13 protein-coding genes and 1 tRNA gene are annotated in these 15,603 nt (G+C 48.5%); 3 read left to right on the forward strand and 11 right to left on the reverse strand.

The window, feature by feature from the left end:
• Positions 1-39: 39 nt before the first annotated feature.
• The 3 genes from NYE70_RS19430 to NYE70_RS19440 all read right to left on the reverse strand — a co-directional run bounded on the left by NYE70_RS19430 (position 40) and on the right by NYE70_RS19440 (position 3,537).
• Positions 40-116 (reverse strand) — tRNA-Pro (locus NYE70_RS19430).
• Positions 117-236: 120 nt separating this feature from the next.
• Positions 237-2,360: a putative bifunctional diguanylate cyclase/phosphodiesterase gene (locus NYE70_RS19435; protein ID WP_213656078.1), complete on the reverse strand. Its 2,124-nt coding sequence runs from the start codon at positions 2,358-2,360 to the stop codon at positions 237-239.
• A gap of 214 nt (positions 2,361-2,574) precedes the next feature.
• The gene (locus tag NYE70_RS19440) at positions 2,575-3,537 is read right to left on the reverse strand and encodes an aldolase catalytic domain-containing protein (RefSeq protein ID WP_211022082.1); all 963 of its coding nucleotides are present in this window, start codon (positions 3,535-3,537) and stop codon (positions 2,575-2,577) included.
• Positions 3,538-3,771: 234 nt separating this feature from the next.
• Between NYE70_RS19440 and NYE70_RS19445 the strand changes: the two genes are divergently transcribed.
• Genes NYE70_RS19445 through NYE70_RS19455 form a run of 3 tightly spaced genes read left to right on the forward strand, consistent with a single transcriptional unit; the run spans position 3,772 to position 6,251 of the window.
• Positions 3,772-4,014: a FeoA family protein gene (locus NYE70_RS19445; RefSeq protein ID WP_211022080.1), complete on the forward strand. Its 243-nt coding sequence runs from the start codon at positions 3,772-3,774 to the stop codon at positions 4,012-4,014.
• Complete coding sequence (gene feoB, locus NYE70_RS19450; protein WP_341047647.1) at positions 4,011-6,035, forward strand: ferrous iron transport protein B; 2,025 nt, start codon at positions 4,011-4,013, stop codon at positions 6,033-6,035. The genes NYE70_RS19445 and feoB overlap by 4 nt, the downstream gene beginning before the upstream one ends.
• Before the next feature lie 45 nt (positions 6,036-6,080).
• On the forward strand, positions 6,081-6,251 hold the full coding sequence (locus NYE70_RS19455) for a FeoB-associated Cys-rich membrane protein (RefSeq protein WP_211022076.1): 171 nt from the start codon (positions 6,081-6,083) through the stop codon (positions 6,249-6,251).
• Positions 6,252-6,335: 84 nt separating this feature from the next.
• On the opposite strand, the gene NYE70_RS19460 is transcribed toward NYE70_RS19455, so the two are convergent.
• The 8 genes from NYE70_RS19460 to ilvB form a co-directional block, all read right to left on the reverse strand.
• The gene (locus NYE70_RS19460; RefSeq protein WP_341047648.1) at positions 6,336-7,442 is read right to left on the reverse strand and encodes an ATP-binding protein; all 1,107 of its coding nucleotides are present in this window, start codon (positions 7,440-7,442) and stop codon (positions 6,336-6,338) included.
• A 301-nt stretch (positions 7,443-7,743) separates the two neighbouring features.
• The gene (locus NYE70_RS19465; RefSeq protein ID WP_290408727.1) at positions 7,744-8,166 is read right to left on the reverse strand and encodes a hypothetical protein; all 423 of its coding nucleotides are present in this window, start codon (positions 8,164-8,166) and stop codon (positions 7,744-7,746) included.
• 242 nt (positions 8,167-8,408) lie between these two features.
• The gene (locus tag NYE70_RS19470; RefSeq protein ID WP_211022070.1) at positions 8,409-8,954 is read right to left on the reverse strand and encodes a peroxiredoxin; all 546 of its coding nucleotides are present in this window, start codon (positions 8,952-8,954) and stop codon (positions 8,409-8,411) included.
• A 192-nt stretch (positions 8,955-9,146) separates the two neighbouring features.
• The gene (gene leuB / locus NYE70_RS19475) at positions 9,147-10,226 is read right to left on the reverse strand and encodes a 3-isopropylmalate dehydrogenase (protein WP_211022068.1); all 1,080 of its coding nucleotides are present in this window, start codon (positions 10,224-10,226) and stop codon (positions 9,147-9,149) included.
• A 212-nt stretch (positions 10,227-10,438) separates the two neighbouring features.
• A complete protein-coding gene (locus NYE70_RS19480; RefSeq protein ID WP_290406859.1) occupies positions 10,439-11,548 on the reverse strand; it encodes a glycerol dehydrogenase in 1,110 nt (369 codons plus the stop codon).
• A 177-nt stretch (positions 11,549-11,725) separates the two neighbouring features.
• Positions 11,726-12,718 carry a ketol-acid reductoisomerase gene (gene ilvC, locus NYE70_RS19485; RefSeq protein WP_211022065.1) on the reverse strand — a complete coding sequence of 331 codons (993 nt, stop codon included), beginning with the start codon at positions 12,716-12,718 and terminating at the stop codon, positions 11,726-11,728.
• Between the two features lie 183 nt (positions 12,719-12,901).
• On the reverse strand, positions 12,902-13,387 hold the full coding sequence (gene ilvN, locus NYE70_RS19490) for an acetolactate synthase small subunit (RefSeq protein ID WP_211022062.1): 486 nt from the start codon (positions 13,385-13,387) through the stop codon (positions 12,902-12,904).
• Entirely contained in the window at positions 13,384-15,132 is a 1,749-nt protein-coding gene (gene ilvB / locus NYE70_RS19495; RefSeq protein WP_341047649.1) for a biosynthetic-type acetolactate synthase large subunit, read from the reverse strand. The genes ilvN and ilvB overlap by 4 nt, the downstream gene beginning before the upstream one ends.
• Positions 15,133-15,603: the final 471 nt, after the last annotated feature.

Below are 15,603 nucleotides of genomic sequence, written 5' to 3' on the forward strand. Positions count from 1 at the left end.
GTATGTATGAAAATCAGACCCGCTGAGTCTAAATAATCATGGTCGGGACGACACGATTTGAACATGCGACCCCCTGGTCCCAAACCAGGTGCTCTACCAAGCTGAGCTACGTCCCGAAGCTTCACTTTTGAAAAATATCGTTCGTGAAGACAAAATATAATATATCACTTTTCCCTTTACGTTGCAACACCTTTTTTGATGTCCTTCCTAAGGCATGAAAATAGAAAGAAAAATCCTTAGCCGGCAAGCCGGCTAAGGAACTGACTTTCAAGCACTCGGGCCGGGACGGGTTTGCTGAACAAGTACCCTTGGCCTTCGTGGCAGTTTTGACCTTTAAGAAATTCAAGCTGTTCTTCGCTTTCCACACCTTCCGCGGTGACCTTCAGTTTCAAATGATGCGCCATCGTCGTAATGGTGGAAACGATCGCGGCATCATTTCCATCCAGCATAACCTCTTTTACAAAAGAGCGGTCGATTTTCAAACGGTCAATCGGCAGGCTTTTCAAATAATTAAGCGAGCTGTAGCCTGTTCCGAAGTCGTCGATGCTAATATGTACTCCCAAACGCTTCAGACTTTGGAGCTGGTTCAAGGCCGTATCGATATCGAAGGTCATGCTCTCCGTGACCTCCAGTTCCAAATATTTGGCATCCAGGCCAACCTCTCTCAAGATCGCATCCACCTTGTCTGCCAAATTATACTGACGGAACTGGCGCATGGATAAATTCACCGAAACGCAAACCGGCTCATATCCATCCAACTGCCATTTCCTGTTATGCTCGCAAGCCGTTTTAAGCACCCATTCGCCTAGAGGTACGATCAGACCGGAATCTTCGGCCAACGGAATGAAGTCATTGGGCGGAAGCAATCCCCGTTTGGGATGATTCCAGCGGACCAGCGCTTCCATGCCGACCATCTTTCCGGTGAGCAGACTGAATTGAGGCTGATACTCCAGAAAGAATTCGTCCCGTTCCAGCGCTTTTCGCATATCGTTCTCCAATTCCACTCTGGATTGGGTACGCTTCTTCATAGCTTCCGTATACCGGATGAATATCTGATCATGCTCTTTCGCATGGTGAACCGCCATATCCGCGTATTGGATCAGCTGATCTACGGAATCACCGTCTTCGGGATAAATCGAAAGCCCCATACTTAACGAGATGTGGTACTCGGTCTCATCGATCAAAATAGATGGATCCACCGACACAAGCAGCTGCTCAGCACGCGACTCCAGTTCGGTTACCTCTTTGGGACCGGGAAAAATAACGGCAAACTCATCTTCCCCCATCCGGAACACCTTTTCTCCTTGAAGGCATAGTCCGCTCAAGCGCTCTCCCACTTCCATCAGGAGCTTGTCTCCCGCGCTGTAGCCCAAAGAATCGTTTATTGCCTTGAACCGATCGATATTAATAACCGCCACGCCCGTTCTCACCGGCTCATCCTTCCCGTGGGACGTCAACAGCGATCCAAGAAATTCCTTCATACGTCTGAGATTAGGAAGACCTGTAAGATCATCGTGATAAGCCATATACTTCATCTTCGCTTCGATCGCCCGCTGGCCCCGAAACGGTTCATCAATCGTCAAATGATAAACGCCCTTAAGCACGAAATAATAAGAAATTACGATATACCAGCTGCCCAGGACATGGGCCAGTCTGGAATCCCCCGGAATGCCTGTCATCAGCAGGGTGAAGCCCATCATCATGAACATCAAGGCGCGAATCACTGTCAGAGCCGCTCTAGGGCGCTCTTTACGGTGACGATAAAGAATGGAGAAAATGCCTGTGGCATATAACGCCAATATCGCAGACATTAAAACCATTTTGACTGTGATATTCTGAAACTCAAGCAAACCCGCAGGCAGATGGTTCTGATATGTATATAATGAGACAATTCCGGCCGCTGCAACAAGAGCGGTACCCGAAAACACGAATATTTTATGTTGGCCTGAAACCTGCCGGTCTGACGTTGAAAATATGATCAACATTCCCGCCGCACACAATAGATGCGAAATGATTAAAAATGCATTTGACAAGCGCAGTCCGGTCTCCAGACCGAACAGCTTGATCCCGCTCGTTCCTGCGGCATTGAGAAAGCTCAGTATTCCCAGGATGGAGAATAACACCGCAGAGTAAAGCCGCTGTTTTGACAACTTATCCGTGAACAAAATCCACCCTTGGGTAAAAATCGCGAAAGAAACGGCACCGCAGACCAAACCTGCTACAAGCTGCAAAGTTTGCAGCGATTCCGCGGCATTTGAACGGTTTCCACTCCCGGCGGCAAACATAACGACACCGAGCATCACCGCCAAACCGAGTCCTCCCTGGATGATCGTTGCCCTCTCCTCTGTCCTGATTCCCATTCGTGTTCAACCCCCGGAGGTAATTATCTGTAAAGCTTCCTTGTAGTACAATTCAACAAAAACCGACCTTTTCCTGCCGGCGAAATTAAAACCTTGTAAAAAGCGCATGAATATTCATAAATTTTGTTCAAAATTCACGAAACGGTGTTTTGAAAGAATGCCATAACAGGTAAAAGTCCGGCACAAAATGGGCCGAACTTTTACCCTGAATCTATTATTTTTTGTTATCGAAGCTGACTTCTGGCGTCGTTAATTTATCGTAGAAGTCAACCGCCTTGTCTTTATCCTCCGAAGCCCGGAGAGCCATGGCAGAACGAGGATGCTCGTCCAATGATCCGGTAATCATGTACGGAATGAGATAGCCCCATTCCTCTTTCTCGCGAAGCGGAATAAGCAATTGCTCCAACACTTCGAGCATCGGCCGCAGCTTGTAATTGGTATTCTTCAGATGGGTTACCAAAAGCTCTGTCGGGCAATTTCCTGCTGCTCTTCCCATGCCGTATACCGACGCATCCAGGAATTCAACTCCCAGATCGGCGGCAACGAGCGTATTGGAGAATGCAAGCTGCATGTTGTTGTGCGTGTGCACGCCCAGGCGCTTATTCGGCAAATGAGTTTTGAATTTATTAACAAGGTAATCCATATCTTTATAATCGAGACTTCCATACGAATCTACAATATATACAACGTCAACAACGCTTTCTTTAATCATTTCAAAGGCTTCAAGCAGCTCGTTTTCCATCACGTTGGACAACGCCATGATATTAAGAGTAGTTTCATAACCCCGATCATGGAAAACCTGAACCAGTTTCAGGGCCTTGTCCACATCCTTGACATAGCAAGCGACCCGGATCAGATCCAGCAGGCTTTCGCTCCGCGGCAAAATATCATTCTCATCCACACGGCCGATATCCACCAAAGCGGACAGCTTGGTATTTCCTTTTTGAGGAATGACCTTCTTGAGAAAATCATCGTTCAAAAACCGCCAAGGACCCGCTTGATCGGCTCCCTTTAAAAGCTTGGGCGAGTTCTTGTAGCCGATTTCCATATAATCCACACCCGCCTCATTCAGGCCGGCGTACAATTTCTGCACGAACTCCACACTGAAATCCCAGTTATTGACTAAACCTCCGTCGCGTATCGTACAGTCGACAATCTTGCTTTGATTTTCCTTCATCCCTACCGATCCCTTTCCCTGTCTGTTTTACTTTCCATCTTACTTGAATCGAAATCAAAAAGTAAAGATGAAGAATCATTTTTAGGTATGATATTTATCACAGTTCGACTTTTCCTGCCATGATATATTGAATTGAATCCAATTGAGAGTGATTCTCAATGATTGAATGAAGACATATATACGTAAACATAAATGATTTTTTTAACATCCTAAAAAAGGAGCGAAAAATGACCGATGATACCATGCCAAAGCTGTTTAACAAGCTTACAACCCGGCAATTCGGGGTCCATCTGCAGATTCGGCAACATAGACCCCATTCTTAAGCGGCGCCTTGCCGACCTGGGCGTAGCCGAAGGTTCGAATATCACCGTCAAGCGTTGCTGCTTATGGGGTGGACCTATCCTGCTCGAATGCGACGGACAGCTATTGGGCATTCGTCAGAAGGAAGCGGCGAAGATTGAGGTGTCGGTATCATGAGCGGAGCTGCATTAATCGGAAACCCCAACACGGGTAAAACATCTCTGTTCAATACGCTTACAAGTTCATACGAGTATGTGGGCAACTGGTCCGGCGTGACCGTAGAGAAGAAAATCGGACAGCTCAAAGACAAGAGCGGCCCTCTTACCGATCTCCCTGGCATATACTCACTCCATCCTCTATCCCGGGATGAAGGCGTGGCCGCTGAATATCTGGTCACGGACTCCCCTTCCCTGCTCATCAATATCGTCGATGCCTCCCAACTTGAGCGGAATCTATATCTTACGATTCAACTGCTTGAATACGGTAAACCCGTCATTATCGGCTTGAACATGATCGATGTAGCGATAGCCCGCGGGCTAGCTATCGACACGGCCTATCTATCGGAACTTCTTCATACTGAGATTGTGCCATTGATAGCCCGAACCGGAGCCGGAAGCAAAGAGTTGCTGTCATGCATGAACAAAACAGAAGTAAAGGATTTATCGCCCGGTTTTACGATACATTACGGAACCGTTATCGAAGAAAGCATTCTCGGTATTTCCCGGGAAGTAAATTCGGAGCTGACTTTCTCAGGCTTATCCCCTCGTTGGATTGCACTGCAAATACTTGAAGATAACCCCGCAGTGATGAACTCTTTAGCTCTTACAGAAGCGACTCTGTCCCGCATTCGGGCAATTAAGGAAGATGCGCTGAAACAGCTCCGCATGAAAGAAGATACGTCATCCCTACAGGATTACATCCGTTCCGTGCGTACGGAGATAATTCAGGACATCTGCGAATCCGCAGTCGATCAGTCGAACCGGAAACCGCATACTTTAACGGAAAAGATTGATACCTTCGCAGCCCATCCGGTATGGGGAATTCCGATCTTTCTGGCCTTCATGCTACTCACCTTCGAGCTGACCTTCGATTGGCTTGGCAACCCGCTCTCCGATCTGCTCGACGCCTTCATTTCCGGACCGTTAAGCACTCTTGTTGAGCAGGGGCTAACAGCGGTGGGTGCCTCCGGTTTTACACACGCCCTTATTATTGACGGCATCATCGGCGGGGTGGGCGGGGTTCTCGTATTTATGCCGCAAATATTCATTATGTTTCTGATTATCTCGTTTATCGAGGATTCAGGATACATGGCCCGGATTACTGTAATGATGGATAAATTAATGGAAATGGTCGGTTTAAACGGTAAAGCGCTAATTCCTTTTATTATCGGATTTGGCTGCAATGTTCCGGCGGTCATGGCTTCAAGAAGCATTGAACAGCCGAAGGAACGAACGCTGACCATGCTTTTGGTCCCGTTGATGTCCTGCTCCGCACGCCTTCCCGTTTATGCGTTGTTTGCCGGCATCTTTTTCGCAAATTCCCAGGCTTTGATCGTTTTATCGCTTTATGTGATGGGCATTGTGCTTACACTGGTTCTTGCCAAGCTGTTTTCCCTGTTCCTGTTCAAGGACAGCAAATCCTTCTTTATGGTCGAGCTACCTCCATACCGAATGCCACAGACGGTAACGTTATTCCGGAGCACCTGGGAAAAGGGAAAAGGCTTCCTGCGTAAAGCCGGAACCTTTATTCTAGGAGGCTCTGTCCTTATCTGGCTATTGACCTATCTCGGCCCGGGAGGAATCGCGGCAGAAATGGATGACAGCTTCCTGGCTTCCATCGGCGGTCTGTTCGCAGCCTTGCTGGAGCCATTGGGCTTTGGAACCTGGCAGTCGGGCGCCGCATTGGTTACCGGGTTTATGGCGAAAGAGGTCGTCGTTTCCACGATGAATATCATCTATCATGTGCCTGATATGGCTGGCCTTCAGGAACAGATTTCACTGGCTTTTACACCGCTGCAAGCTTACAGTTTCATGGCTTTCGTCCTTCTTTACACACCTTGTCTGGCTACGGTAGGCGTGTTGCGCAAAGAGACGGCGTCATGGAAATGGACGTTGTTCTCTGTCGGTTATTCCTTGGTCCTCGCGTATACGGTGGCTGTAATCATTTATCAAGGCGGAAAATGGATCGGACTAACATAATTGCTGCATTTATTGATAAAGAAAGTAATGAAAGGAGTCTGTTCAATGGCTGATATTGTTATTATCACGATTGTTTTCTCTTATGCGGCGTTTGCTCTATACCGCGGAATCCGCAAAAGCAAAAAAGGGGCCTGCTCATCTTGCTCCCAGCGGAAATCTTGTTCCGCGGTCTGCAGTGATTCTCCGGCACCGCCATCGACTCCTAAATCGAAATAAGCATCCTGCTTACTCGTTTGCATAATGAATAAAGGGGCTGCCCTGACGTGATTTCACGCCAAGACAGCCCCTTTCTTTATATAACTATTGAACTAGCGGAAGGGAGATCACGAATACGGTTCCCATGCCCTTCATACTATCGACGTAAATATTCCCCCTGTGATTTCTAATAATTCGGTAACTGACCGATAACCCCAGGCCAGTCCCTTTTTCCTTAGTCGTAAAGAACGGGGCAAACAAGCGGCTCAGCATCGCCTTCTCCATTCCGTTCCCGTTATCCCGGATTGAAATATTGACATATTTCCCGTCCGGCACGGCCTCTATCTCAATCATGCCGGCATGCTCCCCGCCGACTTCTTCGATCGCATCCATCGCATTTTTGATCATGTTGAGAAGCACCTGCTTGATCTGTTTTACATCAATCGATACCTTTAGACCCGCCTCAGCCTCTTTTAATTTAATTTCGCAACCCATCATGAGCGCCTCGCTCTCGGTCAGAAGAATGACCTCTTTTAAAAGGGATGCGATGCTTATCGCTACTTTTTGCGGGGCCGAGGGCTTCGAGGAATTTAAAAATTCATAAATAATATCGTTAGCCCGATCAATCTCATTTAAAATTATGCGGGCGTATTCATCCCTTCCTAACTGGACCAGATGAGGCCTGAGTAATTGTATGAACCCCCGGATCGCCGTGAGCGGATTACGGATTTCATGTGCGATCGCGGCCGAAATCTTCCCCAGCATCGCCAGTTTGTCATTCTGGTATGCCGTTTGTTCGATCTGCTTGAATTCGGACACATCCTTGATGCTGAACAGATAATCGCCTTCCATTTGGTCTCCGTATGTAACTGTGGTCAACCAGTACCTGCCGTATTCATCGATCAGTTCATGATTCTTTTTGCGGTAAAAGATCGTCTCCCTATAAAGCCGTAAAATTTTTCTTTTCTTGAACTTGCTTAAATGCGGGTGTCGAAGCAACTGGAGCAAATTACAACCGATCAGAGAATGACGCGGAATTTCCAGCAGCCTGGCCATTTGCACATTAATAAAAGTCAAAACACCATCGCTGTCAAACAGCATAATACCACTGTCAAGATGTTGCAGTACGTTTTCGTACTTATTCTTAACAGACTCGGTTGATTGATACGCTTTAACGGACTGGAGCAATGTCTCCTGGAATTCGCTCAACAAGTCGGTTCCCCCTTTTTCTCCGAATGATCTTTCAGCCTCTGACGACAACTAACGATCACTATGCGGAAAGCCCATATCGCCCAGATCTGATATGAGACTTCACCTCTCCATCTTGTTTCCTATTCCATGAGCTTGTCCTATTTATATAATAAATCGATGACGATTGACGGGCACGAAAACGGCCTATTTCAATCATAGTAAAGACTTCCAAATATCGTCAATCAGAGATACTGTCGAAAAAAAGGGGATACTCTCGCAAAAGCACAACTCTATAAAAAAGTAATAGCCCCCCGGTGGGGAGCTATTTCATCTCTCTGCTATTCTTTTGCAGCAATCTCGCTCTACGCCGGCTCATGACGGCCAGCCGCTTTTTGAGTTCATTTTCCCATTTCGAATCGCCGATCTGCTTTGCTACCGTCAGTAAGTCCAGCGACATGTCGATCTGACTCTGAACAACATCCAGCGGATCCTCATCCTCACGGTTCACGCAATTGCCGAAGATGGAGTCCTCGTCTTCCATCACGAAATCCTGGAAATCGATCTCCGACAGCCCGTCGCCATGCGCATATTCGGCCAATACCTCATACTCGTTTTCCACTTTATAGTGAACTTCCACCCGATGGCACACCGGGCAAAATAGCAGGGGAACGTTATGAACCTGGGTCCGGTAATGCTTTAAAGTCCCTTTCGTTCCTATCATGCTTGCACCGCAGCAAAAACTCATTCCCCATCACCCTTTCCCATACAGGTTTTGTAAGACCTGGATTCCTTGAAAAGTCGATTGCATATAATTATTCGAGATCCAGCTTGTAAATTCCTCCAACAAATTGCTGCTCGTTCATTAAATAGGATAAGCTCAAACTTGTACTAAAATGCGTCCAGTCTGTATGCTCCGGAGATGCGGGCAAAAAGCCCCCTGCAAACGGCTTGCGTCTACAGGGGGCCTGAACAGCTATTTACTTGATATTACGCAAAGAGATTCTTGTCCCCTGGTTTCCAGTTCATCGGGCATAAACCACCGGATTGAAGGGCTTGAAGCACACGCAGAGTTTCTTCTACGCTGCGGCCTACATCATTGTGGTTTACCACTTGATATTTAAGCTCGCCATCCGGATCGATAATGAACAGTCCGCGGAGAGCTACGCCTTCCTCTTCGATCAAAACGCCGTAATCGCGGGCAACGCTCTTGGTAATATCCGAAGCCAATGGGAAGTTCAATTGACCCAAGCCATTGCTGTCTTTCGGAGTATTGATCCATGCCTTGTGGCTGTGCTCGGAGTCAACGCTGACACCCAAGATTTCAGTATCCAGGTCCTGGAATTGGGAGTAAGCTTCGCTAAGCGCCGTGATTTCTGTAGGACAAACAAATGTGAAATCCAATGGATAGAAGAAGAATACCAACCATTTACCTTGATAATCGGACAATTTCTTGCGTCCGAATTCCTTACCGTCACCGGTTACGATCGCCATATCAAAATCCGGTGCGGGTCTTCCAACCAAACGTTCTGCCATTTGAAAAGGCCTCCTTTTGAAATATGTAAGAAACTGATAAGTTTCTGTATACACATCATTCATTTTCAGTTCGAGACTACATTTCAAATGGTATCATTCGATAAAATCAAAGTCAATATTATAACCACTTCTTAATTATAATTATTATAATTAAGGTTTTATCTTGAACAATTCATCATTATAAACGATATATTATTTCTTCATTGTTGCTACGATCAGGTCACCCATGGCTTTCGTGCCAATCGCTTTACTCTTGTCAACCGCGATATCGCCCGTACGGTGACCGGCATTCAGTACGTCCGAAACAGCGCGCTCAATCGCATCAGCCGCATCGGCATACCCGAACGTCATGCGGAACATCAGGGCTACCGAGAGGATTGTTGCGATCGGATTGGCCAGGTTTTGACCCGCGATATCAGGCGCAGAGCCGTGTACCGGCTCGTACAAGCCGAAGCTTCCTTCGCCAAGCGATGCCGAGGACAGCATGCCGATCGATCCGGTAAGCATCGCTGCTTCGTCGCTCAAAATGTCGCCGAACATATTTTCCGTAACGATTACGTCGAAGCTCGAAGGACGGCGAAGCAGCTGCATTGCGCAGTTGTCGACCAATACATGCTCCAGCTCGACATCCGGATATTCAGGAGCGACTTTGATTACGACCTCGCGCCATAAACGGGAGGTTTCCAATACATTGGCCTTGTCAACCGAAGCAAGCTTCTTGCGGCGTTTCTGGGCAATTTCAAACGCTTGGCGAACGATGCGTTCCACTTCGTTGACATTGTAGGCGCAAGTATCGACCGCTTCCTGTCCATTCTCTGTTTCGCGGCGGAATTTCTCGCCGAAGTAGATGCCGCCGGTAAGTTCGCGAACGACCATGAGGTCGGTCCCTTCCAACACTTCCGGTTTCAATGTCGAAGCATCCTTCAAGCAATCAAATACAACGGCCGGGCGAAGATTGGAGAACAGGCCGAGCGCTTTGCGAATTCCGAGCAATCCGGTTTCAGGGCGCAGTTCCTTAGGATTGTTGTCCCATTTCGGACCGCCGACGGCTCCGAGCAGAACTGCATCCGCCTTCTGACAGACTTCCAGCGTTTCTTGCGGCAGCGGCGTTCCTTTCTCATCGATGGCGATGCCCCCGAACAAGGCATGCTCCGTTTCAAACCGGTATCCGAACAATTCCTCCGTACGTTTCAATACCTTTTCCGCTTCCGCAACAACTTCCGGTCCGATTCCGTCGCCGGCGATGACCGCGATTTTTTTCACTTCTGCCATATCAATACAACTCCCTTTCTCTCAGTAGCTCACTCGTAAAGATCCTAACCTAGTTGTATCATAACCTTTGACCAGAAAACAAAGATATAGAATCTATTAGATTAATAGGTTTTAACTATAAGCGATCTGCAGCTTTAGAAAATAAAAAAAAGCCGCTAATCGTTAGCGGCTTCAACCCACTGAAGATCTGGAGTTTTTATTGGCAGTTACATTTACATTTCCTCATCATAAGCTTCGGCAAGCGCATTGGCGGCAACAATCGCATTGTAAACGTCATCCGGCGTTACGGGAAAAGGCATATTTCCCATCGTGTCGCCTTCCGCACAGGCGTCCGCAGCCACTTGACGCCATTCTTCCTCAACGAACTTCTTAACTCCGAGATCTTGCAATGTCAACGGAAGTCCCACCTGTTTTACCAGGGAGATCACCATTTCGATTTCTTCATGGGGCGCATTTTCCAAGACGAGCTGAGCCAGCAGACCGAACGTTACCTTCTCCCCGTGCTGGGCATGATGCAGCGATTTGACGGCGGTCATTCCGTTATGAATGGCATGCGCAGCTGCCAACCCGCCGGATTCAGCTCCCACTCCGCTTAAATAAATCGTCGCTTCAATCGTGTTTTCTACCGCTTTGGTTACAACCCCGTTATCCACGGCAATTTTTGCTTGGACTGCATTCTCCAACAGGGTGTCATAGCAAAGTTTGGCGATTCCAAGACCGGTCAGCGAAGGCTTCATCAGAACCAAATTATCTCCCACCGAACGGTAGCAGGCTCTCGCTTCAAAATACGTAGCCAGAGCGTCTCCGATACCCGCCGCAAAGAAACGGGCCGGCGCGGCAGCCAGGATGCCGGTATCGGCCAACACCACATCGGGATTGCTGGGCAGAAACAAATATTCGTCAAAAGAACCGTCAGGCTTGTAAATGACCGCCAGCGCCGTGCAAGGTGCATCCGTAGAAGCAATGGTCGGAAAAATGACGACCGGAAGCTTTTCGTAATAAGCAGTGGCTTTGGCCGTATCCAGCGTTTTCCCTCCGCCGATGCCAACGACGATATTGGCCCCCGCCTTATGGAGAAGATCGCGATGGCGCTGAATTTCTTCCTTGGTGCATTCGTAATTGAATTTCTCGAATACGGATTTGCCCCCGCCTGCGGCAATGGATTGCCCCGCTTCCTTGGAGGCGCGTTCCAAAATAAATTCGTCGCAAATCACATAGGCGCTGTCGCCGAAATGCTTCATATAGTCATAGATCGTCTCCAGCAAGTCTTGCCCGATAATAAACTTTTTGGGAGAGGTTACGGATTTTACGGTTTTGGTCATGTTGTCTTCTCCTTTTTACTTATCTGAATTCCTCAGAAATTCTGAGCCTCCAAGTTAAGTTGGACGATTCCGCTCCAAACTAAACATAAAACCGGACTATCTTTCACGCAAAAAAACGAAAAAAGGCTGCGGGTCCTATGACTCCGCAGCCTTTACTATGTTCTTGTGCTTAATTTATTACTTTTTGATCCAGTGCATCAATCCGCGAAGCTCTTTGCCGACCACTTCGATCGGATGGTTAGCTTCGTTGCGGCGAGTAGCCGTCAGGAAGGCACGGTTCGATTGGTTTTCCAGGATGAAGTCGCGTGCGAATTTGCCTTGTTGGATATCGGACAGCACTTCTTTCATCGCTTTCTTCGTTTCTTCTGTAACTACGCGAGGACCTGTAACATAGTCGCCGTATTCCGCTGTGTTGGAGATGGAATCGCGCATCGTTGCCAAACCGCCTTCATAGATCAGGTCAACGATCAGCTTCAGTTCATGCAAGCACTCGAAGTAAGCCATTTCAGGAGCGTATCCCGCTTCTGTCAGCGTTTCGAATCCGGCTTTGATCAGGGCGCTAACGCCACCGCACAATACCGCTTGCTCACCGAACAAATCGGTTTCGGTTTCTTCCCGGAACGAAGTTTCGATAACCCCTGCACGAGTACAACCGATACCTTTCGCGTAAGCAAGGCCGATTTCTTTAGCTTTGCCTGTAGCATCTTGATGAATCGCGATCAGACCTGGAACGCCAAAGCCTTCGACATAAGTACGGCGAACCATGTGGCCCGGCGATTTCGGAGCGACGAGCAAAACGTCGGTGTCCGGGGACGGTACGATTTGGCCGAAGTGAACGTTAAAACCGTGAGCAAACAACAGAGCTGCTCCCTTTTTCAGGTTTGGAGCGATTTCGCTGTTGTAAACAGCCGCTTGAGTTTCATCCGGCATCAGGATTTGGACAACATCCGCACGTTTTGTAGCTTCCGCTACAGGCAGAACTTCGAATCCGTCTTCCTTTGCTTTATTGAAGGATTTACCTTCACGAAGACCGATGATGACTTGAAGTCCGCTCTCGCGCAAGTTTTGCGCATGGGCGTGGCCTTGGCTGCCGTAACCGATGATTGCGATTGTTTTTCCTTTTAATACGCTGAGTTCTGCATCTTGTTCATAGTACAAAGTAACTGCCATTTCTAAAGCCCTCCCATAGTATGCGGGTATGCATAACGCATGTCCCAATGATTTTGAACCTCCGCCTGTTTGACGGGTGATTCAAAGGACCGGTCTTTGTCGCCGCTTCCTCGCGATCCTTTCAATCCCCCGCCAAACCCGGCGGAAATATTAGTAAAACTGCAATTTCTTATGTGCTGAAAATTAAGCGTTGCCTCGAATCATCGCGGTAACCCCGGTCCGGGACAATTCCCGGATTCCATATGGATGCAGCAGTTCGATCATGGCATCGATCTTTTCCGTATCTCCGACCACCTGAACGATCATGCTGTTCGTTCCGATGTCGACGACCGCCGCGCGGAAGGTTTCAACTACGCCCATAATTTCCGGACGTTCCGCCGGTTCGGATTTCACTTTGATCAATGCCAGTTCCCGGCCAACCATCGGCTTGGAACTGAGGTTCACGACTTTGATAACATCGATCAGTTTGTACAATTGCTTCTCGATTTGTTCCAATGTTTTGTCGTCGCCTTGGGTCACAATGACCATCCGGGACAATCCTTCTTCCTCCGACTGGCCAACCGTAATGCTCTCGATGTTGAAGCCGCGCCGGCCGAAAAGGCCGGACACGCGCTGCAAAACACCAGGCTGGTCATTCACTAAAACGGCAATTGTATGGCTTGTCATCATTGTTCATCGTCCCCCATCAACATTTGATCAATGGTGGAACCTTGTGTAACCATCGGATATACGTTCTCGCCTTTGTCGACCACGAATTCCACCAATACCGGTCCCGGCGTCTCCATAGCTTCCTGCCATACCTTCTTGGCTTCCTCTTTGTTCGTCGCACGCAAGCCTTTGACGCCGTAAGCTTCGGCCAGCTTCACGAAGTCCGGGCTGCCTGCCAAGTCAATATGGCTGTAGCGGTTCTCGTAGATCAGTTCCTGCCACTGGCGAACCATCCCAAGCACCTGATTGTTGATTACAACGACTTTAACAGGAATCTTGTTAATTGCGCAAATCGCCAGCTCCTGAGCGCACATTTGCATGCCGCCGTCACCGTTGATGGAAATAACAAGCCGTTCGGGATGCGCCATTTGAGCACCGATAGCGGAAGGGAATCCGAAGCCCATCGTTCCGAGTCCCCCGGAAGTGATCCAGGAACGCGGCTGGTTGAACTTGTAATACTGGGCCGCCCACATTTGATGCTGTCCAACGTCCGTAGTTACGATCGCTTCTCCATTAGTCGTGTCGTTCAGAAGTTCGATAACCCACTGTGGTTTAAGTACAGTATCGGAATCTTTATACTTGAACGGTTTATCCTGTTTCGACTGATTGATTTGCGCTCTCCATTCGTCCGCCTTGTCCGCGCGGCCGACCAATGGGTTCAGCAATTCGAGAACCGTCTTCACATCCCCGACAATCGGGATGTCCGTCTTAACGTTCTTGCCGATTTCCGCAGGATCGATATCGATGTGCACGATCTTCGCCTTTGGAGCGAAGCCGTCGAGGCGTCCGGTTACCCGGTCATCGAATCTCGCTCCGATGTTGATCAAGAGATCGGATTGCTGTATGGACTGGTTCGCGGTATAAGTTCCGTGCATCCCAGGCATTCCCATCCAAAGCTCATGTCCGCTTGGAAATGCTCCAAGTCCCAGCAGAGTCGTCGTGATCGGGATTCCGGTCCGATTGACGAATTCCAGCAATGCCTCGTGTCCGCCGGAATATACAACCCCGCCGCCAGCCAGGATGACCGGACGTTCCGCTTCCTTGATCGCCGAAGCCAGCTTGTCGAGCTGCAACCGATTCGGAACGACAGTTGGATGATACCCCCGAAGATTGATGGTTTGCGAAGGCTCAAACAATGTTTTATTGGCCGAGACATCCTTAGGAATGTCGATCAGTACCGGCCCTTTGCGTCCGGTATTGGCAATGTGGAATGCCTCATGGATCACGCGCGGCAGGTCCTCTACGTCTCTGACCAGATAACTATGTTTTGTGATCGGCATCGTGATGCCGGTGATGTCGGCTTCTTGGAAAGCGTCCGTTCCGATCAGGCTGGAGACTACGTTCCCGGTAATGACGACGAGCGGAACCGAATCCATATAGGCTGTCGCGATTCCCGTCACGGTATTGGTAGCTCCCGGACCGGAAGTTGCGATGCAGACACCGACTTTGCCGCTTGCACGAGCATAACCGTCTGCTGCATGAATCGCTCCCTGCTCATGTCTTGTCAGCAGGTGATGGAAATCAGTGAATCCGTACAGCGCATCGTAAATATATAGCACAGCGCCCCCCGGGTACCCGAAGACGCATTCGACACCTTCCAAAAGCAAACTGCGAAGCAAGATTTCCGAACCGGTTATGACTTCCGGTTTCATCCATTTCTCACGTAATTGTTCTGTAGACCGCACTGCAGGAATTTGCGCGCTCATCAGTCATCCTCCTTCCAAAACTTAGGTATTTCTAAAATTTATTTGCCTTGTTATAACAAAAAAACCTTCCGTCCGCCGGAATAGTCTCCTATTCCGAGGGACGAAAGGTTTAGCTTCCGTGGTACCACCCATTTTCACCCGGTTCTTCACAGCACCGAGCCTTGACGAGTACAAGCAGTGACGCTTCTACCCGTGGTCTCTAACGCAGACCTGACGATTCTCCCTAATAGACTCATCGCAAACGGTGCCTAGGAACGCTTGCAGTTTTTCAGGAAAATAGCTCCGAGGTGAGCTCGCATTTAAGGGGTAATGGCGGATGGTCTCAGCAAATCCATCCACTCTCTGAGCAAAGAGCCCTTAAACCTTCGTCCTCTTCATCGCCGATTGATATAATCGTTAAAATGTTTAGACACATTATATGATTAGTTTACATCCAGAGTCAATACCCTTTTGAAAGACAGTTTAGAAACT

It is taken from the genome of Paenibacillus sp. FSL R5-0407 (assembly GCF_038009185.1).
Taxonomy (GTDB): Bacteria; Bacillota; Bacilli; order Paenibacillales; family Paenibacillaceae; genus Fontibacillus; species Fontibacillus vini.

Excerpts from the sequence above, each read along its gene's own strand:
- NYE70_RS19480 (WP_290406859.1), bottom strand. The coding sequence starts at position 11,548 with ATGACCAAAACCGTAAAATCCGTAACCTCTCCCAAAAAGTTTATTATC.
- NYE70_RS19455 (WP_211022076.1), top strand. The coding sequence starts at position 6,081 with ATGGCTGATATTGTTATTATCACGATTGTTTTCTCTTATGCGGCGTTT.
- NYE70_RS19465 (WP_290408727.1), bottom strand. The coding sequence starts at position 8,166 with ATGAGTTTTTGCTGCGGTGCAAGCATGATAGGAACGAAAGGGACTTTA.
- leuB (WP_211022068.1), bottom strand. The coding sequence starts at position 10,226 with ATGGCAGAAGTGAAAAAAATCGCGGTCATCGCCGGCGACGGAATCGGA.
- NYE70_RS19470 (WP_211022070.1), bottom strand. The coding sequence starts at position 8,954 with ATGGCAGAACGTTTGGTTGGAAGACCCGCACCGGATTTTGATATGGCG.
- ilvC (WP_211022065.1), bottom strand. The coding sequence starts at position 12,718 with ATGGCAGTTACTTTGTACTATGAACAAGATGCAGAACTCAGCGTATTA.
- NYE70_RS19440 (WP_211022082.1), bottom strand. The coding sequence starts at position 3,537 with ATGAAGGAAAATCAAAGCAAGATTGTCGACTGTACGATACGCGACGGA.
- NYE70_RS19435 (WP_213656078.1), bottom strand. The coding sequence starts at position 2,360 with ATGGGAATCAGGACAGAGGAGAGGGCAACGATCATCCAGGGAGGACTC.
- NYE70_RS19445 (WP_211022080.1), top strand. The coding sequence starts at position 3,772 with ATGATACCATGCCAAAGCTGTTTAACAAGCTTACAACCCGGCAATTCG.
- feoB (WP_341047647.1), top strand. The coding sequence starts at position 4,011 with ATGAGCGGAGCTGCATTAATCGGAAACCCCAACACGGGTAAAACATCT.
- ilvB (WP_341047649.1), bottom strand. The coding sequence starts at position 15,132 with ATGAGCGCGCAAATTCCTGCAGTGCGGTCTACAGAACAATTACGTGAG.
- ilvN (WP_211022062.1), bottom strand. The coding sequence starts at position 13,387 with ATGATGACAAGCCATACAATTGCCGTTTTAGTGAATGACCAGCCTGGT.